This window comes from Nocardioides soli, assembly GCF_014191495.1.
GTDB lineage: Bacteria > Actinomycetota > Actinomycetes > Propionibacteriales > Nocardioidaceae > Nocardioides > Nocardioides soli.
This window is the reverse complement of sequence record NZ_JACHWR010000003.1, coordinates 538,459-558,062: the sequence shown is the minus strand read 5'-3', so window position 1 is coordinate 558,062 and position 19,604 is coordinate 538,459. Positions and strand designations below refer to the sequence as shown.

The 19,604-nt window shown below is 70.0% G+C and carries 19 protein-coding genes; 2 read left to right on the top strand and 17 right to left on the bottom strand.

Features of this window, described 5'->3' with window-relative positions; translation table 11 throughout:
- Positions 1–14: 14 nt before the first annotated feature.
- The 9 genes from FHU40_RS21515 to FHU40_RS21475 form a co-directional block, all read right to left on the bottom strand.
- Positions 15–1,484, bottom strand: coding sequence for an aldehyde dehydrogenase family protein (locus tag FHU40_RS21515; RefSeq protein WP_221200093.1), 1,470 nt, complete (start codon positions 1,482–1,484; stop codon positions 15–17).
- Positions 1,481–2,284, bottom strand: a complete 804-nt coding sequence (locus tag FHU40_RS21510; protein ID WP_183594384.1) for a sugar isomerase domain-containing protein — start codon at positions 2,282–2,284, stop codon at positions 1,481–1,483. Before FHU40_RS21510 ends, FHU40_RS21515 begins: the two co-directional genes overlap by 4 nt.
- Positions 2,285–2,295: 11 nt before the next feature.
- Complete coding sequence (locus FHU40_RS21505; RefSeq protein WP_183594383.1) at positions 2,296–3,054, bottom strand: nucleoside phosphorylase; 759 nt, start codon at positions 3,052–3,054, stop codon at positions 2,296–2,298.
- On the bottom strand, positions 3,051–3,959 hold the full coding sequence (locus FHU40_RS21500; RefSeq protein ID WP_183594382.1) for a PfkB family carbohydrate kinase: 909 nt from the start codon (positions 3,957–3,959) through the stop codon (positions 3,051–3,053). The genes FHU40_RS21505 and FHU40_RS21500 overlap by 4 nt, the downstream gene beginning before the upstream one ends.
- Entirely contained in the window at positions 3,956–4,543 is a 588-nt protein-coding gene (locus tag FHU40_RS21495; protein ID WP_215524313.1) for a cysteine hydrolase family protein, read from the bottom strand. The genes FHU40_RS21500 and FHU40_RS21495 overlap by 4 nt, the downstream gene beginning before the upstream one ends.
- The gene (locus FHU40_RS21490) at positions 4,537–5,517 is read right to left on the bottom strand and encodes a substrate-binding domain-containing protein (RefSeq protein ID WP_183594381.1); all 981 of its coding nucleotides are present in this window, start codon (positions 5,515–5,517) and stop codon (positions 4,537–4,539) included. Before FHU40_RS21490 ends, FHU40_RS21495 begins: the two co-directional genes overlap by 7 nt.
- 66 nt (positions 5,518–5,583) lie before the next feature.
- A complete protein-coding gene (locus tag FHU40_RS21485) occupies positions 5,584–6,570 on the bottom strand; it encodes an ABC transporter permease (protein WP_183594380.1) in 987 nt (328 codons plus the stop codon).
- Positions 6,570–7,343 (bottom strand): ATP-binding cassette domain-containing protein, encoded by a 774-nt coding sequence (locus FHU40_RS21480; protein WP_183594379.1) that lies wholly within the window; start codon positions 7,341–7,343, stop codon positions 6,570–6,572. Before FHU40_RS21480 ends, FHU40_RS21485 begins: the two co-directional genes overlap by 1 nt.
- Entirely contained in the window at positions 7,340–7,798 is a 459-nt protein-coding gene (locus FHU40_RS21475; protein WP_183594378.1) for a VOC family protein, read from the bottom strand. The genes FHU40_RS21480 and FHU40_RS21475 overlap by 4 nt, the downstream gene beginning before the upstream one ends.
- 203 nt (positions 7,799–8,001) lie before the next feature.
- Here FHU40_RS21475 and FHU40_RS21470 point away from each other — a divergent pair, with 203 nt between their 5' ends.
- Positions 8,002–8,739 carry a GntR family transcriptional regulator gene (locus FHU40_RS21470; protein ID WP_183594377.1) on the top strand — a complete coding sequence of 246 codons (738 nt, stop codon included), beginning with the start codon at positions 8,002–8,004 and terminating at the stop codon, positions 8,737–8,739.
- 63 nt (positions 8,740–8,802) lie between these two features.
- On the opposite strand, the gene FHU40_RS21465 is transcribed toward FHU40_RS21470, so the two are convergent.
- From FHU40_RS21465 to FHU40_RS21450, 4 genes are all read right to left on the bottom strand, one after another.
- On the bottom strand, positions 8,803–9,108 hold the full coding sequence (locus FHU40_RS21465) for an SHOCT domain-containing protein (RefSeq protein ID WP_183594376.1): 306 nt from the start codon (positions 9,106–9,108) through the stop codon (positions 8,803–8,805).
- Between the two features lie 220 nt (positions 9,109–9,328).
- The gene (locus FHU40_RS21460) at positions 9,329–9,880 is read right to left on the bottom strand and encodes a hypothetical protein (RefSeq protein WP_183594375.1); all 552 of its coding nucleotides are present in this window, start codon (positions 9,878–9,880) and stop codon (positions 9,329–9,331) included.
- Between the two features lie 164 nt (positions 9,881–10,044).
- The gene (locus FHU40_RS21455) at positions 10,045–10,836 is read right to left on the bottom strand and encodes a hypothetical protein (protein WP_183594374.1); all 792 of its coding nucleotides are present in this window, start codon (positions 10,834–10,836) and stop codon (positions 10,045–10,047) included.
- Positions 10,833–11,498 carry a CDP-alcohol phosphatidyltransferase family protein gene (locus tag FHU40_RS21450; RefSeq protein ID WP_183594373.1) on the bottom strand — a complete coding sequence of 222 codons (666 nt, stop codon included), beginning with the start codon at positions 11,496–11,498 and terminating at the stop codon, positions 10,833–10,835. Before FHU40_RS21450 ends, FHU40_RS21455 begins: the two co-directional genes overlap by 4 nt.
- A 356-nt stretch (positions 11,499–11,854) precedes the next feature.
- Here FHU40_RS21450 and FHU40_RS21445 point away from each other — a divergent pair, with 356 nt between their 5' ends.
- Positions 11,855–12,703 carry an alpha/beta hydrolase gene (locus FHU40_RS21445; RefSeq protein WP_183594372.1) on the top strand — a complete coding sequence of 283 codons (849 nt, stop codon included), beginning with the start codon at positions 11,855–11,857 and terminating at the stop codon, positions 12,701–12,703.
- Between the two features lie 126 nt (positions 12,704–12,829).
- On the opposite strand, the gene FHU40_RS21440 is transcribed toward FHU40_RS21445, so the two are convergent.
- From FHU40_RS21440 to istA, 4 genes are all read right to left on the bottom strand, one after another.
- Positions 12,830–14,833: a hypothetical protein gene (locus FHU40_RS21440; RefSeq protein ID WP_183594371.1), complete on the bottom strand. Its 2,004-nt coding sequence runs from the start codon at positions 14,831–14,833 to the stop codon at positions 12,830–12,832.
- Positions 14,830–16,482 carry a putative Ig domain-containing protein gene (locus FHU40_RS21435; RefSeq protein ID WP_183594370.1) on the bottom strand — a complete coding sequence of 551 codons (1,653 nt, stop codon included), beginning with the start codon at positions 16,480–16,482 and terminating at the stop codon, positions 14,830–14,832. Before FHU40_RS21435 ends, FHU40_RS21440 begins: the two co-directional genes overlap by 4 nt.
- Before the next feature lie 772 nt (positions 16,483–17,254).
- Positions 17,255–18,049: an IS21-like element helper ATPase IstB gene (gene istB / locus FHU40_RS21430; RefSeq protein ID WP_183591811.1), complete on the bottom strand. Its 795-nt coding sequence runs from the start codon at positions 18,047–18,049 to the stop codon at positions 17,255–17,257.
- Positions 18,046–19,590 (bottom strand): IS21 family transposase, encoded by a 1,545-nt coding sequence (istA, locus tag FHU40_RS21425; protein WP_064075337.1) that lies wholly within the window; start codon positions 19,588–19,590, stop codon positions 18,046–18,048. Before istA ends, istB begins: the two co-directional genes overlap by 4 nt.
- Positions 19,591–19,604: the final 14 nt, after the last annotated feature.

Genomic DNA, 19,604 nt, shown 5'->3' with positions numbered 1-19,604 from the left:
GTGCACCCCGGCAGTCACAGGCTCGCCCTCAGCCGGAGGCGGACGTGGCGCTGCTGCGAGAAGCCGCGCAGCCCCTCCGGTCCGAGCTCTCGCCCGAAGCCCGAGAGCTTCCACCCGCCGAACGGGGCCTGGAGCTCGGACACGTCGTTGATGTTGACGCCCACTCCACCGGCCTCGATCCGGTCGGCGACGGACCACGCGCGCTCGAGGTCGCGGCCGTAGACGTAGGCGGCCAGGCCGTAGCGCGTCGCGTTCGCCAGCCGCACCGGGTCCTCGCCCTCGGCGTACCGGTGGATCCCGAGCACGGGGCCGAAGGTCTCCTCGGACATCACCCGGGCACCCAGCGGCACCCCGTCGATGACCGTGGGTCGGTAGAAGTGCCCGCCGGCCAGGCCCTCCGAGCGATCGACGGACCCGCCGGCGACGACCTTCGCGCCGAGCCGGACGGCATCCTCCACGTGATCGGCGGCGCGGGCGAGCACGCCGGCGTTGGTCGCCGGTCCGTAGAGGACTCCGTCGTCCAGGCCGTGGCCGAGCCGGACCGAGTCGGCCAGCTCCGCGACCGCGGCGACGAAGTCGTCCGCGACGCTCTCGGCGACCAGGACCCGGTTCACCGCGATGCAGATCTGGCCGGCGTTGGAGAACGAGCGGCGGAACGCCGCCTGTGCCGCCAGCTCGAGCTCGGCGTCGTCGAGTACGACGAACGGGCACTGCCCGCCGAGCTCCAGGGACACCCGCTTCATGGTGTCGGCGGCCGTGCGCATCAACGCCTGACCGGTCGCCGTCGACGCCGTCGCCGTGATCATGTCGACGTCGGGGTGGGCCGCGAGGCGCTGCCCGGCCTCGATGCCGCCGGGCAGGTCGTTGAGGACGCCCGCCGGGAGCCCCGCGTCGAGCAGACAGCGGACGAGCAGGCCGACGGCGAAGGGGGTCTCGTGGGGCGGCTTCACGATCATCGCGTTGCCGGCCGCGAGAGCGGGACCGATCTTCCAGCAGTAGAGGTCGACCGGGTAGTTCCACGGCACGATCGCACCGACGATCCCGACGGGCGCCCAGCTCACGACCGACCGGACGTCGGGGGCCGCGCTGGTCCGGACCTCGCCGTGCAGGCGCTTGCCCTCCTCGGCGTAGTAGTCGAGGACCTCCGCGCCGAAGAGGATCTCCTTGCGACTGTCGGGGACCGGCTTCCCCTGCTCGAGGGTCAGCGCCCACGCGATCTCGTCCACGCGCTCGCGGACCAGATCGGCGGCGCGGTGCAGGACCCGGGCGCGGGCGTCGGGTCCGGCCGAAGCCCAGTCGGGCTGGGCCCGGTGGGCGGCCTCGACTGCCTTGTCGACGTCGCCGGCACCGGCGTACGCGGTGGTGCCGGCGAGCTCGCCGGTCGCCGGGTCGACGACCCGGGTGACCAGCTTGTCGACGCCGTCGGTCTCGGCGCCGTCGATCACCAGGCGCCGCTGCTCGGAGAAGACGCGCTGCGCGGTCACGACTGCGGCACCGGCGCCGAGAAGTCGCGGTCGCGCAGGCGGTTCCAGAGCTCGGCGTAGTTGGCGTCGTTCTGGCGGTGCGCCTCGGCCGTGCGGTTCGAGTTGGTGTTGACCATGATCATCGGCTTGACCCCGCGCGAGACGAGCTCGGCGGTCGTCGAGGCGTTGATGGCGTGGGAGATCGCCACCGCCAGCGAGGTCGACGTGGGACCGACGGGGTACTCCAGACCCTCGATGAACTGGGAGGCGTCCTCGACGGGCACGTTGGTGTCGATGACCACATCGGCGACCTCGTACAGCCGCTTGCCGCACGAGTGTCGGCTCGGGACCTGCGACGAGTGGGCCACCGAGGTCACCGCGATGACCTTGAGTCCGCGCGCCTTGAACTCCTCCGCCATGTCCAGGATCACCGCGTTGATGCCCGAGTGCGAGAAGAGGATCAGCGAGTCGCCGTCCTTGATCTGGTGGGAGCGCAGGATGGCCTTCCCATAGCCCTCGCGGGTGTGGAGGAAGCGGTACTGCGCGGTGCCCATGTCGCCGAGCACGTGGTGCATGAGGGCGATCGAGGTCTCCACGATCGGACGGAAGCCCGTCACGCCGCCGGTGCGGGGGAACATCTCCAGTGCCGCGAAGCCCCCGTGGCCGGTGCCGAAGGCGAACACGAGGCCGCCGCCTGCGATCGAGTCCGCGCAGATGCGAGCGGCCGCGGCGATGTTCTCGTCCTGGTTGTCGGAGATCCACTGGAGCTTGCGGGTGACGTCGGCGAAGTAGTCGGATGCGATGGACGATGCAATGGACATGGTGCTTCCCTTCATTGGTGAGCGAGGTCGAGCGAGAGGTGGCGCACGAGACCGTCGAACCCGACCGCGAGCAGCTCACGCTCAGCGTCGGCGCGCTCGTCGTCGCCCATGATCGAGTGGGTCTCGTGCTCCACCGTGGCGAGGCACAGGGACGCCGCGGAGACACCGAGCCTGCGGGCCGCGACGAGGACCGCGCTGGTCTCCATGTCGAGCGCGATGACGCCGAACTCGGCGAGCTTCTCGACCGGGCTCGACTCCTCGAGGCGCTTGCTCTGTGCGTCGAACATCTCGGTGTAGAAGCCGTCGAAGGACGCGTACAGCCCCGATCGGTGCGGCCGGCCCTGAGCGCACAGGATCTCGTGCAGGACGCGGTTGAGGCCGAAGTCAGGGACCGCCGGGTAGGCCAGCGGCAGGTAGGTCGACGAGGTGGACTCGCCGCGGTAGGCGCCCTCGGACAGCACGAGGTCGCCGAGGCGGGTCGCTCCGAAGGTGAGCGCGGTCCCCAGCCGAAGGAACGCCCGAACGCCGACGAGGCTCAGCTCGTGCATCACCACCGCGGCGATCGGCGCGCCCATGCCGAAGGCGCTCACCGTCAGCGTCTGGCCCTTCCAGGTTCCGGTGACGGTGGTCAGGCCTCGGCTCTCGTTCACGACGCGGGCGTCGTCGAGCAGCTCGGCCGCCAGGTGGGCACGGGCGCGGTCACCGACGAGGACGGCAGCAGGTCCGACGTCCTCTCGCGTGCACCCGAGGTACCACGCGCGCTCGGTCATATCTGTTCCTTTCCGGCCGGCGCAGCGTCACGGCTGCGACCGGCGATGAAGTTCGCTGCGGCGTCGGCGGCAGCGCGCAGGGCGTCTTGCAGAGTGCTCTCGTCTGCACGGCCGCGGATCTCGCGCCCGGCCAGCTCGGCGACCAGCCGGCCCGCGAAGGTGTCTCCGGCGCCGGTCGTGTCGTCGACCGACTCGAGACGCCGGGCCGGCACGTGCAGGACCGACTCCCCCGGATACCAGGCTTCGACGCCGTCGGCGCCGGCGGTGCGGACCAGGAGGGTGGTGGGACGGCAGTGTTCGTCCCAGCCGGCTCCGGCGGCGTCGGCGATCAGGGTCTCCTCGGCCCGGTTGAACGTGATCACGTCGGCGGTGCCGAGGAGGCGCCGCACCAGGTCGGCCGGGAGGGCGTCGGCATCGTGCTTCACCGACCAGGCGACCCGGGTGCCGGCCTCCAGCTCGAGGAGCTCGCGGGTCGCCGCGGCCGGTCCGACGGCGACCAGCGCCCAGTCGGCCGACCGGAGCACCTCCCGCTGCCGCTCCGTCAGCTCGTCGTGATGGGAGTCGCCCGGGTGGAAGAGGCAGTACGTCGCCCCCTGCGGCTCGTAGAGCAGGTACGAGTGGGGGCTCAGCGTCCCGCTGACCCGCACTCCCTCATCACGGACGCCGTCGGCCGCGAGCGCGCCGCTCCAGGCACGGCCCAGCTCGTCGTCGGCCAACCAGCTCACCGCGACGACGTCGCTGCCGCCGGCGGCGGCGGCGCGGGCCAGATTCGCGATCCCGCCCGGCGACGGCCAGTCCGCGCTCACCCGCTCCCGGATATGCGTGGTCGCGTCCGCACCCCGGAACGGGTCGATGCGCATGGCGTGGTCGAGGCTGGCGTAGCCGAGCACGGCGATCGTGGTCACAGCATCGCCTCCGCCGCACCGAGGTCGACCACGTCGCCGAAGTAGCGGGAGACGTCCTCGATCGAAGCCTCCTCGAGGTGGGGACGGTTGGAGTTCGTCGCCTCGCGCGGGAGCACCATCTGGAAGCCCCCGGCGAAGCCGTCCTGGATCGTCGCTCGGATGCACACGTTCGTCTTGACCCCGACCACCACGACGCGCTGGACGCCCTGCTCCCGCAGGAGCAGGCCGAGGTCGGTTGCGTAGAACGAGGAGTACCGACGCTTGGGCACCTCGATCTCGCGGGCCCGGTCGACCGGGGCGAACCCGTCGACGTACTCGCTGTCCAGGCCACCGATCTGGCAGTGCTCGGGCAGCTTCGGCTGTTCGAAGTCCGCGAGGCCGGGCCGGTGCCGTTCGACGGCGTGCACGACGAGGGTGTCGCGCCGCCGGGCCGTCTCCAGGAGCTTGGCGATCGGCTCCAGGACCCGTGCCGCCTCCGGGTAGTAGTTGCCGCAGTCGGGGTGGAAGAACGAGTTCAGCACGTCGACCACCACGAGGGCGGTCGTCCCGGCCCCGGCGGCCGTCGGCCCGGCCGTGCTCAGCACTGGTTCGCCGACGCGTTCACGATCGCCTGGACGTCCTTGTCCTCGAGGTTGTCCTTGGTGACGACCGTGAAGGGAACACTCACCTCGGCGTCGGCCTCCTCGCCGTCGATGGCCTTCAACGCCTGCTCGACGGCGAGCTCTCCCATCTGCGCGGGCTGCTGGGCGACGGTGGCGGTGACGACGCCCTCCTCCAGCATCTCGATGATGGTGGGCGCGGTGTCGAACCCCACCATCTTGACCTTCCCGGTCAGGCCGCCGGCCTTGATCGCCGAGCCGATGCCGATCGCGCCGGTCTCGTAGATCACGTAGACGCCCGCGAGGTCGGGGTGCTTCGCGAGGGTGCCGTTGATGATCGACCGGGCCTTGGACGCGTCGGACTGCGAGTACTCGACACCCAGGACGTCGACATCGGGGTAGTTCTCGGCCATCTGGTCCTTGAACCCGTTGACCCGCTCGTCGACCGCCGAGGAGCCGGGAGCCGCGCCGTCGATGATCACCTTGCCCTTGCCGCCGATGGCGTCGGCCATCGCGTCGGCCGCGGCCGCGCCCGCGGCCTCGTTGTCGGTCAGCACCTGGGAGACCGCAACCGACGGGTCGTCGGTCGTCTGGTCGGCGAACACCAGCTTGGTCCCCGAGGAAGCGACGCTGGACAGCGCCGACGTGAGCGCCGTCGCATCCGTCGGGACGACGACCATCGCGTCCGGCTGCTTGACCGAGGCCGAGCGGATCAGGGACTCGCTCTTGGTCGGGTCGTAGGCGTCGGGGTACTGCACGTCGATCTTCGCTCCGGCGGCCTTGGCGGCCTTCTCGGCGCCGCAGGCCATCGCCTCGTAGTACGCGCCCGCACTGCCGGTGACGACGGAGATCGACACGCTGTCCCCGCTGTCCGAACCCTCGGAGGAGCCGCAGGCCGTGGCCGCCAGGGCGAGACAGGCGACGCCGGCGATCACGTGGACGGAACGAGTGGTCTTCATCGTGGTTTCCTGACTGTTGGGTGGGGTGGTGGGGAGAAGTGGGCCAACGGCCCGAGCGCGCAGGCTCTAGCGCTGGTTCTTGCGGTAGGTCTGGACGAAGACCGCCACGAGGAGGACGCCGCCGACGGCGACCTGCTGCCAGAACGGGTCGATACCGAGCACCACGAACCCGTTCTGCAGCGTGGTCGGGATGAACACGCCGACCACGGTCCCGACGACCGTCACGACGCCGCCGAACGGGCTGGAGCCGCCGAGGATCGCCGCGGTGTAGGCCTGGAGCATGTCGTTGCTGTGGCCGGCGATCGTGGTCGTCGAGTACTTGGCGAGCGAGAGGAACCCGGCCAGGCCGTAGCACATGCCGGCCAGCGCGAACACCTTCATCCGGTGGAAGCGGACGTCGACGCCGACGCGTCGCAGCGCCTCCGCGTTCGAGCCGAGCGCCAGGGTGTTCCTGCCGAACACGGTCGAGCGGATGATGACCGCGACGATGATCGCCACGACGAAGGCGACGATCGTCGGCAACGAGACGACGTCCCCGAACGACCGGTTGCCGATGTTCCGGGTCAGCTCGGGGGGCAGGCCCCGGAGATCGACGCCGCCGGTGATCAGGTTGCTCGCACCGGTGAGGAGCCCCATCACACCGAGGGTGGTGATGATGGACGGGATCCGTGCGTAGGCGACCAGGGCGCCGCTGAGCGCACCGCACGCGGCCCCGCTCACCAGGCACACCACGAGGCCGAGTGCGATGCCGGTGCCCACCCCGCCGTCCCAGGCGATCATCACCTTCGCGCCGAGGATTCCGGAGAAGACGAGGACGGCGCCGATCGACAGGTCGAAGTCACCGACGGCGAGGATCAGCGTCGCCGCGACCGCCAGGACGATCAGGATGGACGCGTCCGACAGGATGTTGCTGATGTTCACCTTGCTCGTGAAGAGCCCGGGCGCCATCGCACTGAAGACGACGAGCAGCACGACCAGCGTGAACCAGACCAGCGCCGGCGACCCGCGGTAGAGGATCCGCTTCCTCAGGTCGGCGACGGACAACGACGACATCACAGCTCTTCCTCATCCGCGGCCTCTGCGCCGCTCATCAGATCGACGAGATCTCGCACCCCGATGTCCCCGGAGGCGACGCTCGCCACCGCCAGTCCGTGCCGGAAGACGACGACGCGGTCGCAGATGTCGAGCACCTGCGGGAGGTCGTGGCTGACCACGAGCACCGAGAGCCCGTGCTCGCGGACGCGCCGGATCATCTTGCCCACCTGCTCGGTCTGCACGGGCCCCAGCGCCGCGGTCGGCTCGTCCATGATGATCAGGCGCTCGGCCCAGTGCGCCGCCCGGGCGACCGCGACCGCCTGCCGCTGACCACCGGACAGGTCCCCGACCGGGGTCGAGAGGTCCTTCACGGTCATCTTCAGGGTCACGAACGTCTCGGTCGCGACGCGGCGCATCTCGGCGCGGTCGACGAAGCCGAGAGCGCGGAGGACGCCGCCCCTGCGCAGCTGGCGTCCGAGGAACAGGTTCTCCACGGAGTCGAGGTGGGAGGCCAACGCGAGGTCCTGGTACACCACCTCGATGCCGAGGTCGCGCGAGGCGGCGGGCGAGCCGAGCGTGGCCGGCGCGCCCTCGACGTAGATCTGCCCCGAGTCGGCGGGCCGGACACCGGAGATCGCCTTGACCAGGGTGCTCTTGCCGGCGCCGTTGTCACCGACCAGCCCGACGATCTCGTGCTTCCCCACGGTGAGCGAGGCACCACGCAACGCCTGGATATGTCCGAAGGTGACCTCGAGATCGCGGACCTCGAGCAGCGGCTCGGTGAGGATCATGCGCTCGAGCCCTCGGGAAGCACGAACCGGCCCTCGGCGTCGAGGTCCAGGAACGGCGCGTACGCAACCTCCCAGGGGTAGCCGTCGAGGTCCAGGAAGTACGCGGAGTAGCCGGGATAGCCACCCCAGTCCCGCTCCCCCGGCTCCTGGTGGATCGTCGCGCCCGCGGCCCGCGCGATCTCGATGATCTCGTCGACGTCGGCGGGGCTGTGCCCGTTGACGGCCAGCGTGAAACCGCCGAAGCTCGGCGCCTTCTCGAGCTCGGTCCCGAGCTGTGCATCCGCCGTGAGCAGCGCGAAGGGCACGAGCCCCAGCACCGTCGAGGGCGTGATGACGAAGGTGCACATCGCGGGATCGGAGACCTCCGACCGTCGCCACCCGAACTTCTCGTAGAAGGCGACGGCGCGATCGACGTCGGCAACGCCAAGCGTGACGATCGACAGTGCGTGGCGCATGGACGACCCTTCCAGTCAGGTTGACCACTTGACCGGTCAACTTGGCATATTCTTGGGGTCGAACTGGAAGATCCGCAAGACCCTGGCGCGAACTTCTCGCGTCGAATGCAGAACCCGGGCGCCGAGCGCGGGAGCGCCCCGAGCCCGGACCGTTCGCACGATACGTTGTCGCCTACGCGCGACAGGAACCGAAGGAGGTCGCGATGATCCGACTCTCGCGTCGCGCTGGCGACCCACCGCTCTACGCACAGCTCGCCGAGGTCCTGACGTCGCAGATCAGCGCGGGCGAGTTCGAGGTCGGCAGCCTGCTGCCCCCCGAGCACTCCCTCGCGAATGCCTACGGGCTGAGCCGGGCGACCGTCGTCAAGGCCCTCGACACGTTGGCCGACCGTGGTCTCGTGGTGAAGCAGCAGGGCAAGGGCACGTTCGTGACCTCCACCCCGCTGGACCGGCCGCTGAACGGACTCGGTGGCTTCACCGACCACGTCACCAGTCTCGGAATGAAGCCTGGACAGCAGCTCCTGTCACGCGGCGAGGTCGCCGCCACCGAGGACCCCCTGCACGAGCCGTACCGGCCCGACTCCCGACTCTACGAGCTGGTCCGCCGGCGCCTGGTCGGCAACACCCCCGTCGGCACGCAGCACAGCGTCCTGCCCTACGAGGTCGCCGACGCGATCGGCCTGGACGACGACGGCGTGCTCGAGCCGTCGTTCTCGTTGTACGCCCGCCTGGAGCGCTCGCCGTATGCGCCCCGGCGCGCCCGCGAGACGCTCCGCGCGATCAACTGCTCGGAGGAGGACGCGCTCACCCTCGAGGTCGACCCCGGCACCGCCCTCATCGAGGCGATGCGCGAGTCGACCGACGGCTCGGGTCGCGTCGTCGAGGTCGTCCGTGCCCGCTACCTGGGCTCGTGGTACGTGTACCGCGTCGAGCTGTCCTGACCGCCAGCGGGCGCTAAGGCTTCGGCTCGTGGCAGGTCGTCGCCCGGCTCGCTTGACGATCCCCTACGGACTCGACGGCGCGGCGTGGCCGTCGAGGGCCTCGAGTCGGGCTCGGTACTCGTCGGCGTCGATCTCGCCGCGGGCCAGTCGCTCCGCAAGGATCCGGTGCGCATCCCCCGAGACACCTGGTGCGCGGACTGCGGGTGGTGTCGCGGCTCCGGGACCCGCCGTGGGCGCGCCGGCGGACCGGACGGCCCACACGACCGCGACCAGGACGCCGGTGAGGAGCACCAGGCAGATCCCCAGCATCCCCAGGGTCATGGCGACGCTCCAACCGTCGTTCATGTGCCCGTCATTCCAGTCCCACATCGCGCTCACCTCGCCCACACGTGCATCCCGGGCCGGCTGTCCGGCTTCGCGCTCAGGCTCACACGCGACACTCGTTCTCGGGAGGGGCTTGGGTCCTGACCCATGGTGGACCAAGGGCCTTGCGGTGTGATCCGGGCCGCAGTCGTGAACCCGAGCCCGCGGACCTTCGACGAGAGCGTTGCGCACCCGGTACGTTCCGACGCCATCGCTGCGAGGTCAATCAGTCACTCTTCGCACCCCAACGCACCTCGATGCCGAGGTCATCGCGCATGGCTTCACGGAGTTCTTCCAGCGCAGCGCTGAAGTCCTCGAAGCCCGGCATCGCCCCCTTGCATGAGGGCGGGGATTCGCCCTTCTGGAACTGGTGGTCGAGCGCATCAACCACGTTGAACAGCGCTAGTCCCACCCCGATCTGCTTATCCGCCACCACGGGCGCCACGAGCTGCAATCTGGGATGCTGACGGCTCTTGCTGCCCTCCGCCCAGGCCTTGACGACCTCCCTCCCGGGATCTCGCTGCTCGGCCGCGTCGACGAGTGCCTCGAACGTGAGATCGATGTCGGTGACGACATCGTCGTAGAGGGATCGCTTCTCGTCGGCAAAGCGAGACTTGCGTGCCGCCTCGCGGGCAGCATCGGCTTGCTCTCGCTCCCACTCGAAGCGCTCGCGATCCTTCCTGAGGGTGAAGAACGAACCGATGACTTGGGCTGTCACGGCCCCGCCAGCGCCCAGGGCCGCACCAATGATCGCGGCCCCGGCCTCCGATAGCGCCATCTCGGGAGGCTATGCGCCATGACCGAGAGGCACATCCCCAAAACGGCGTTCGGACCGTCGCACGACTTCAGCCTTCGTCACCTGGCGTAGGGCGAGTTCGACGTGATCGCTGCCCACAGCCGGCCACCGCATAACGGAACGGGCTCACCTCTCGCCTGTCGATCTCAGGATGCTGACGTACTCGCCTGCTGGAGCTGTGCCCGGGCCCGGTTCTCGTTGCGCTTGATCCGGGCCGCGAGGACCGCCGAGAAGCCCAGCACGATGATGACGGTGGCGATGAGCCACGTCCGGTCCTGGTGGTACCCATCGCTCGGCACTGCCCTGTCGACCGCCACCGCGACGATGATCGTGTACGCATACACCGCGAGGACCGACGTTCCGTTCCGCGCGACCACGGGCGACAGCAACGGAAGGGCCAGCAGGATCTGACCGGCGGGACTGTCGAACGGGCCACCCGAGTACACCGTGATCCAGGCGACGAAGAGCACCGAGGAGATGCCCATCAGCTGGACACGTACCGCGTGCGATCGCGGCCAGACGGCGTTGGTCCCGATCACCTGGTATCCGCTGCCTGTCCTCTCGCGGGGCTTCGGGAGAGTGATGGCGCGATCGTCAGGGCTGCCGAGAATCCGGTCGAGACGTCCCAACAGGCTCTCCAGCCGTTCCGATGCCTTGCGCCAGCCGTGCCGGAATCGGTTGACCCGGAAACTGATCAGAACGAGAGCGCAGGTGCTCACGACGACGGGAAGGAAGTACCACGGCGGTGCCGCCTTCCGGTCGATCGCGTAGGTCGCCGCCGCGTATCCCGACAACGACATCACCACGAAGAACGCGATGATGGCGACCTGCGCCTCGGGCACCAACTCGACCTGGTTCGACCGGGATCCACCGTTCGACTCGTCCCGTGGTCGGCTCCGTTGCTCCACGTGGGGCTCGTCCTTCGGCTCGGCGGTCACGGACGCGCCTCGTAGCGGACGCCATGCGGACGGATCTCTCGGCTCTCCGCGAGGTAGTGACGGGCCTCCAGCGAAGCGCGGCGGACATAGTCGACCAACACGGCGGCGCCGATGAGGATCACGACGACTTCGGCAGCGGCCCGGATGCTCTCCACCGAGATCGCGTAGGCGACGTACGCCGCGATGCTGAGCCCGTAGATCGAGTGCCACTTCGCCCCGACGACCACCAGGTTCCTCGCCTGCAGAAGGCGTGCGCTGTAGAGGCCATGGGCAAGGTCACGCAGCAGGAGCCCAGCAAAGACGATCCACCCGGTCCCGAGCGTCAGGCAGCAGGCAAGCAGGAACACGTGGATCGAGACGCGGTCGATGATGACGTCGACGGCCCGGCGTAGGGCGTCATCGCAGTCGAAGGTCCGGGCTATCTGACCGTCGGCGATGTCCGTCAGGACGTACAGGACGATGAGCGCCCAGCTCAGTCCGACCGAGCCCGCGACGATGGTGACGGTGAGGAGCGCGGCCATCGGAATGCGGACCAGGGTCGCGCTCAGGACCAGCCAGTAGCGGATGTCATGCGCAACACCCGTTCGAGGCGCGGTGGGTGCGCGTAGGGACAACGCGACCGGCGAGCCTGCATGAACGAGCTCGACCGAGGTAGTCGTCATCGGGTGTTCGCCTCCGCGGAATGGACGGTTCGGGATGCTAATACCGACTGCCCGCCGGATGTGCGAGAACGGCCGGCTGTCTAGGGAGCCTCTCGGGGTCGAGGAGCGAGGAGTCGGGTGCCGGGGTCTGAGGGACAGCGTGCCCTGCTGAGAGGCCCGGATGCTGGCGCCACCCGTGCCGAGCGTTCGATCACCGACGTCGACACCGGCCTGATGCGACTCGCGGCCGGCGGACCTCCGACTGAGGCCGAGAGGAGGGAAGCGGGTGAGGAGTGAGGCCAGCGGGCCGCGGTCCCTGGCTGATGCCGTGACCGCGAATCGGGTCTATCGTCACTAGGACCGACTCAGGAGGCGCCATGGCGCTCACGACCCGCGAACAGTCCGAGATCGATGCCGCCAACGACAGCGGGCGGCCGCCCGTCGTGTTCGTGCACGGCCTGTGGCTCCTCTCCAGCAGCTGGGATCGCTGGCGCCGGCTCTTCGAGGAGGCCGGCTACGCGACCGCCGCACCCGGCTGGCCGGACGACCCCGAGACGGTCACCGAGGCCCGCGACAACCCCGACGCGTTCGCACACAAGATGGTGCAGGCGGTCACCGACCACTACCTCGAGGCGACCGGCAAGCTGACCCGGAAGCCGGCGGTGGTCGGTCACTCCTTCGGAGGCCTGATCGCGCAGAAGATGGCCGGGGAGGGCGCGGCCGCCGTCACCGTGGCGATCGACCCCGCGCCCGGCCGCGGGGTGCTGCCGCTCCCGGCGTCCGCGCTGAAGTCGGGGTCGCCGGTGCTGGGCAACCCCGCCAACGCCCGGCGCTCGGTCACGCTCACCTTCGACGAGTTCAAGTACGGCTGGGCGAACGCGTTGGAGGACGACGAGGCCAAGGCGCTCTACGACGAGTTCCACGTCGCGGCATCCGGCGTCCCGATCTTCCAGGCCGCGGTCGCGAACCTGAACCCGTTCAGCGAGACGAAGGTGAACTTCAAGGCCGAGGGTCGCGGCCCGATCCTCATCATCTCCGGCGAGAAGGACCACACGGTGCCGCATGCGATCGCGCACGCGGCGTACAAGAAGCACGCCAAGAACGCCGCCGTCACCGAGTTCACGGAGATCCCGGAGCGCGGCCACTCGCTGACCATCGACCACGGCTGGCAGGAGGTCGCCCAGACCAGCCTCGACTTCATCCGCAAGCACGGCGGCACCGCCTGAGCCCGTCGCCAGCCCACCCGATGGCGCCGCACCGATCGGGCGACCGCTCGGGGCCGTGCTCCGAAACGGCGGTGACGGGTCGGTTCGACGCGACGACCGCCGGGCGGACCTGCCGCCGGCCGGGGCTCACCGGACCACGACGACCGTGCTCCCCTTCCTGCGGTCGGTCCTGCCGAAGACGGTGATCCGAAGATGTTGCTGAGGGGTCGCTCGGGCGGGTACGACGAGTCGGCGAACGACGACCCCGTCGCGGTTGGCGCGACCGGTGATCGCATGTGAGCCGGCCACGCGGATCAGGAACTGCTCGCCGCGGCCCAACCCCTGGGCCCTGACGCGGATCCGGGCGCCCGGCTTCGCGTACCTGGGCGCCTGGACCGTCAGGCGGGTCGGCGGGCGAACGACGGTGATCGCGTCGGCTGCGCTGGTGGTGCCGGAGGAGCTGGTCGCGATCAACTGGAAGCGGTGCAGACCCAAGCGGGTGAGCCGGACCGCGATCTGCCCGCGCGCCGGGACGGGCGCAACCCCGAAGCGCTTCCGGAGGAGCTCATCCAGCGCACCGGTGCCGCGCACGACAAGGTCGTCCCCATGACCACTGGCGACCCAGGCGATGGTGAACCGCGAACGCGACAGGGCGGTTGGACTGCCGTCCGGGGTCTTCCCGGCCGACCGTGGAACGCGCACGCGCAGGCTCAACCCGGGTGCGGAGTCTGGGGTGACGGCGCCCGTGGCCGCTGACCGCGCGACCGCGTCGACGAACCCTGCCCTGGTCGCGGTCGCCTCGACGCTCACGCGCCGCCCGACATGGGCAGCGGTGAGGGTCAGCCGTGGCCCCGTCGCGCCGACGATGACGTCGTCCCCGGCGTACCAGCGGTAGCCGAGCGAGTCGGGCGCCGGGATGGGGGTGCCCGCCGACGCGGACAGGACCTGCCCGACGCGGGCGGTGCCGTCGATCCGCGCGATGGGCCCGGTGGCGAAGGTGGCCCGCTCCACCGGGGCGGTAGGGGCGGACTCGTCGGTGGCGTTGACGTACCCGTCACGCTGAGCGGTCACGGTGACGGTGATCGTCTTGTCGACCATCGCCGGAGACACGTCAAGGGTGGCCGTGTCGCCGCCCACGGCGTCGCCGTCGGCCCTCCAGGCGTACTCGTACGACGTGGCCGCGGGACTGGTCGTACCCGTGCCCGCGGTCAGGGTCTCGCCGACCCGGGCAGTGCCCGTGATCGAGGCGGTCGGACCGGTGCTGAACGTTCCGCGGGCGACCCCGGAGGTCGGATCGGACTCGTCGGAGGCGTCGACGTACCCATCACGCTGAGCGGTCACGGTGACGGTGATCGCCTTGTCGACCATCGCCGAAGTCACCACCAGAGTGGCCGTGTCGCCGCCCACGGCGTCACCGTCAGCCCTCCAGGCGTACTCGTACGACGTGGCCGCGGGACTGGTCGTACCCGTGCCCGCGGTCAGGGTCTCGCCCACCCGAGCAGTACCCGTGATCGAGGCAGTCGGACCGGTGACGAACGTAGCCCGCGCGACCTCGTCCGTGGGATCCGACTCGTCGGTCGCGTCCACGTACCTATCACGCTGAGCAGTCACGGTGACGGTGATCGCCTTGCCGGCCATCGCCGGGCTCACGGTGAGAGTTCCGGCGGCGTCCCCGACCGGGTCGCCGTCGGCCTTCCAGGCGTAGCCGAACGACGTGGCCGCGGGGCTGGTCGTCCCGGTGCCGGCGCTCAGCGTGGCACCGACGACCGGCGTGCCGACGATCGAGGCGGTCGGGCCGGTGCTGAACGTAGCCCGCGCGACCTCGTCCGTGGGATCGGACTCGTCGGTCGCGTCCACGTACCCATCACGCTGAGCGGTCACGGTGACCGTGATCGCCTTGCCCACCATCGCCGGGCTCATCACCAGAGTGGCCGTGTCGCCGCCCACGGCGTCACCGTCAGCCCTCCAGGCGTACTCGTACGACGTGGCCGCGGGGCTGGTCGTACCCGTGCCGGCGGTCAGCGTGGCACCGACGACCGGCGTGCCGACGATCGAGGCGGTGGGCCCGGCGAGGAAGGTCCCGCGCATCACGGGTCCGCGGGCAGGCGAGGTCTCGCTCCCGTCGGCGTACCCCGCGTGGGAGGCGGTCACTGTGACCGAGATGTCGGCCCGAGGTCGTCGACGACCAGCGTGTAGGCGTCGTCGGTGGCGCCGTCGATGGGCACGTCATCACGTCGCCACTGATAGGACGGGACAGCGTTGCTCGGGACCGTGGTGCCGGCGCCGGCGGTCAGGGTCCGCCCGACGGCCGGGGTCCCGGTGACGGCGGGCGAGGTGGTGAAGGCGACCTGGCCCTCGACGACCGTGGACGTCGTGGCCGACGTGACCACCGCCGGCTCGTACTCGGCCCTGCTGCCGGTGACGCGGACGGAGACCTCCGTGTCGAGCAGGTCCGCGGTGACCGTGAGGCTCGGGTCGGTCGCATCGGCGATCTCGGCGCTGTCGGAGAGCCACTGGTAGGCCAGCGTGACCGGTGCCGGCGCCCAGACGCCGGGCTCCGCGGTCAGGACGTCGCCGACCGCCGGCGTGGTGTCGTCGATCGTCGGCGTCGCGGTGGTGAGCGTGCCGCGGGACACCGCGACCGAAAACGTCGTGGCGCCGGTGCTGCCCTGGGCGTCGGTGGCCGTGACAGTGACGTCCGCGGCCGCGGCCGCGGCGGTCGGCGTACCGCTGATCTCACCGGAGTCCTCGTCGAGCTCGACCCCCGGGGGCAGCGACCCGCCGGTGACCGCGTACGTGTACGGCGCCTCGCCGCCCGAGGTCGCGAGCGAGAACGGCGTGACGGCCGTCCCGACCGTGAACGAGCGGCTGCCCGGGTTGGTCACCGCGACGGGGTCGACGTCGGGGGTGACCTCGACCGAGAAGGTCGAGTAGACCGGGTCGCCGTTGCCGTCGGTCGCCCGGACGGTGACGTCCTCGGCGGCCCGCGCCACGGTCGGCGTACCGCTGATCTGGCCGGTCGTCGACCCGAGCGTGAGCCCGGTGGGGAGCGCGCCCGAGCTGACCGCGTAGGTGTACGGCGCCAGCCCGCCCGCGGCGAGCAGGGTGAAGGGCGTGATGGCGGTGCCGATCGGGAACGACTTCGCAGTCGGCTTGGTCAGCGTCACCGCGCCGTTGGTGCTGGACCCGCGAGGCGAGCGGGTGGCCACCACGAAGTCGACGCTGTTGTTGTCGGTGTCGAGGCCGTTCGTACGCCGCAGCGCCGCGCCGGCCGCCGGGTGTGACGGCGCCGCGGTCGTCTCGGGCTTGTTGGCCGTGCCCCACCCGACCAGGTCGACCTTCAGCGGGTCGAGGTACGGATCGGTCACCGTCCCGGTCGTGCCGGTGAGGAGGACGTGGCCGCCCGCCGTCGTGGAGGCTGAGACGTCGAAGCTGTAGCGTGAGTCGGGCGTAGCGGTGCCGCTGTAGTTGGCCCCAGCAACGAGCCAGTAGCCGTGTGGCGCGACGACGAAGTCGGTCACCGGCCCCTGGCCGCTGAACTGGCTGCCCGTGGCCGACTTGTACATGATCCGGCCGGTGAAGGTGATCGTCTCCGACGTGGGGTTGTAGAGCTCGACGTACTCGTCGGTGGACGCGGTGCCGGTGCCGTTGCCGCCCGACACCTCGTTGATGACCAGGTGCGTGCCCTCCGTGTTCGCCGCTGCTGGAGCCGGTGAGGTCACCTGGAGGCTGGTCGCCGCTACCGCGAGACCGAGGACGGCCGTCAAGCGAGCGCGTGCGGCGGTGAGGGCAGGTGACATCAGGGCGGCTCCTGGGCAGGCGGGGGACGGTGCCCCACGGCACCGAGCAGGCGGCGATGGAAGGCTAGTGCCACGGGCCGTCTCCCGTGGCGACTTGACAGACCCGCGCACGTGACCCTCACCTCGGTCACGAACCGCGGGCGGACCGCGATGACGAACTCGGGTCGTGTGCCCACCCGTCGCCCAGAGTGAAGCCTCGGCGAGCGCAGTCGAGACGGATACCGCGACGCTCCGCCTCCAGGCCGCGGATCACAACCTGCCGCGACGCGTCGGATGCCCTCGGGACCTGTCCTTGCCGTGCTGCAGTCCCGATGCTGGCGGCCAGACCACGACTACCAACCCACAGCGCCGAAATGAAGAACACCCCAACCCCGATGGCGAGCCGTCTGTGTTCGAGCGGTTTGATGCACTGTTGGATGAAGCGCTGTCGCGTTCTGCTGCCGGACGGGAGCTGCAGACGTACCAAGCTGCGCCGCTATCTGGACTTCACGAATATCTTCGATCGGCATCGGCCGCTTGTCGCGACCGTGAACCGCAGCTCCGGCGCGACGTGGACTCCCGGGCCCATCAACTCGGCACGCTCGACCTTGAATCGCGGACCGCGGACTCTCTACGAGATTTCGCCTCCGTCCAGTCCCTCATGGCATGTCAAGGGACAGTAGGAACTGCCCAGGGGCGGTCGTGAGACCTGCCCGCTGACGGTCACGAGAACTGCCCGGTGGTGGCCATGGGATCTGCCCAGTGGGCTTGCGGCCACCACCGACCAGAGCACTCAGCTCAAGGGACTCACCCCTCGGCCGGCGAGTGCCTGGGTAAGTCGCACGGAGTCTCCGCTGGTCTGGCACACGTGGGCGTGGTGCAGTAGCCGGTCGACGGTGGCGGTCGCCAGCGTCTTGGGCATCAGCTCGTCGAACCCGGACGGGTGCAGGTTCGAGCTGATCGCGACCGACCGCTTCTCGTAGGCGGCGTCGACGAGCCGGTAGAGCCCCTCGGCGGCATCCTGGGCGACCGGCAACAGGCCGATGTCGTCGACGACAACGAGATCGGCGCGCAGCACACGGGCGATGGCCTTGGACACCGTGTCGTCGGCACGATGGCGGCGCAGCAGGACCCCGAGGTCTTCCAGGGTGAACCAGGCGACCTTCAACCCGGCCTCGACGGCTTGGTGACCGAGTGCCTCCAGTAGGAACGTCTTCCCGGTCCCCGACGGCCCGCACACGACGAGGTTTTCCCGACGGTGGACCCATTCCAGGGTGCGGAGTGCCTGCTGGGTCGGTGCCGGGATCGAGGATGCCTCGGGCTGCCACGCATCGAACGTCTTCCCGGTCGGGAACCCCGCAGCCGCCCTGCGGGTGGCCAGTGCGGAGCGTTCCCTTCCGGCGACCTCCTCGGCGAACAGAGCCTTGAGCACCTCGGCGGGCTCCCAGCGTTGGGCCTTCGCGGTCGCGACGACCTCCGGTGCGTGGCGACGGATGTGGGGCAGCCGAAGCCGCCGCAAGAGGTCCTCCAACTCGGCCGGCAACGGCGGCGCGGACGCCATCGATGGTGTGGTGGTCTTGGTCGTCATCGGGTCACCTCGTTCCCCTCGCGGCTGTCGTGCTGGCTGTCGTGCTGGCCGAGACGTGCCCATCCGGCGGTGCCCTGGGTCAGCGACCGTTCTTCGCCGGCACGGTGCTCGCCAACAGCGGGTTGCCGGGCGTGGTGGTCGAGGATCGAGGACAGATCGGCCTCGGCGAACCGGCCGTGGACGGCGGCGTGGCCGAGTGCCCAGTCGACCTCGACGGGGTCGAACAGCTTGGCCAGGCTGAGGGCTTCGGCCATCTTGACCCTCATCCGCGGCGTGCCCGCCGCAGCGGCCTCGACCAGCCACAGGCGGGCGCCCTCGCCCAGGTCGAGGAACTCGGCTTCCGCTGGGTTCTTCGCTCGCGGCTGCCGGTTCAACGGACCTTCCGGCTGCGGTGGGAAGTGCTCGTCGTTGATCCTCGGCGTGCCCGGCGTCGCGCGCGCGTGGCGGGCGACCTCGGCGGGTCCGTCCTCGCCGACGTGAACGATGACGACCTCCTCGCCGTCGCCGAGTCCTTGGGCACGAACCCACACCGTGGCGCCGAGCAGGGTGTGTGGCACCGAGTACTGGCCGGACTCGAACATCACCATCGGCGTGTTGCCCGGCACTACCCGGGTGGTGCCGAACGCGACTGTGTGCGGCTGTGTCGGGACCGGGTGTAGCCGTGTCCGCTCTTCGGCCAACATCTCGACCGGTGGCCGCTTCGTGGTCCGGTGAGCCCGGGTGTTGACCTTCTGACAGAACGCCTCACACGCCTCCTCGAGCTCGCTAAACGACGCGTACTCCTCACGCAGGTTGGTGTCCTTGGGCACCAGGTCGGCCTTGCTGATCTTCACCGACGACTCGGTGCCGCCCTTGGACGCCGGATCCGCCGGCACACAGGTGTGGACCACGACCGAGTAGTGCTCGGCGAAGGTGACGAGCTGTCCGTTGCGGACCGGGATCCCGGCGATGTGCTCGGTCGTGACGGTCTTCTCGTTGTCGGTCAGCACGTAGGTCGGCACCCCACCCAACCGGCGGAAGGTCTGGTCCAGCGCGGCGAACACGGACGGCATGGTCTTATCGCGCAGCGCGATCACGACCCGGAACCGCGACCACGCCAGCCACGCCACGAACAGAACCGTCTTGACGCCGTCGACGACAGGTCCGTCGCCGTAGTCGTACTGCAGCCACATCCCCGGCTCGGTGACCCAGGGCCGGTGGACCCGCACATGTCCTGACCGGTATGACTTCTTCACCGATGCGACCGCACGACGGGTGGTGCGCTCCGAACCCTTGTAGCCCATCGCGAGCAGCTTCTCGTGCGCTCTGTCGGCACGGACCTTGCCCTTGGACCGCTCGACCCACTCCTCGACCTTGGGCAGGTACTCATCGATCAACTGCGGCCGAGTCACGGCCTTGTCCAGCTCACCCCCGGCAGCACGGCGGTCCACGTAGTGCTTGACCGTGTGGTGCGAGCATCCGGCCAGCTCGCCGGCATCACGCAACGACCCTGTCAGGTCGTAGGCATCCAGGATTTCCATGATCTCCTCGGCAGACTTCAAGTTGTCCCTCCTCA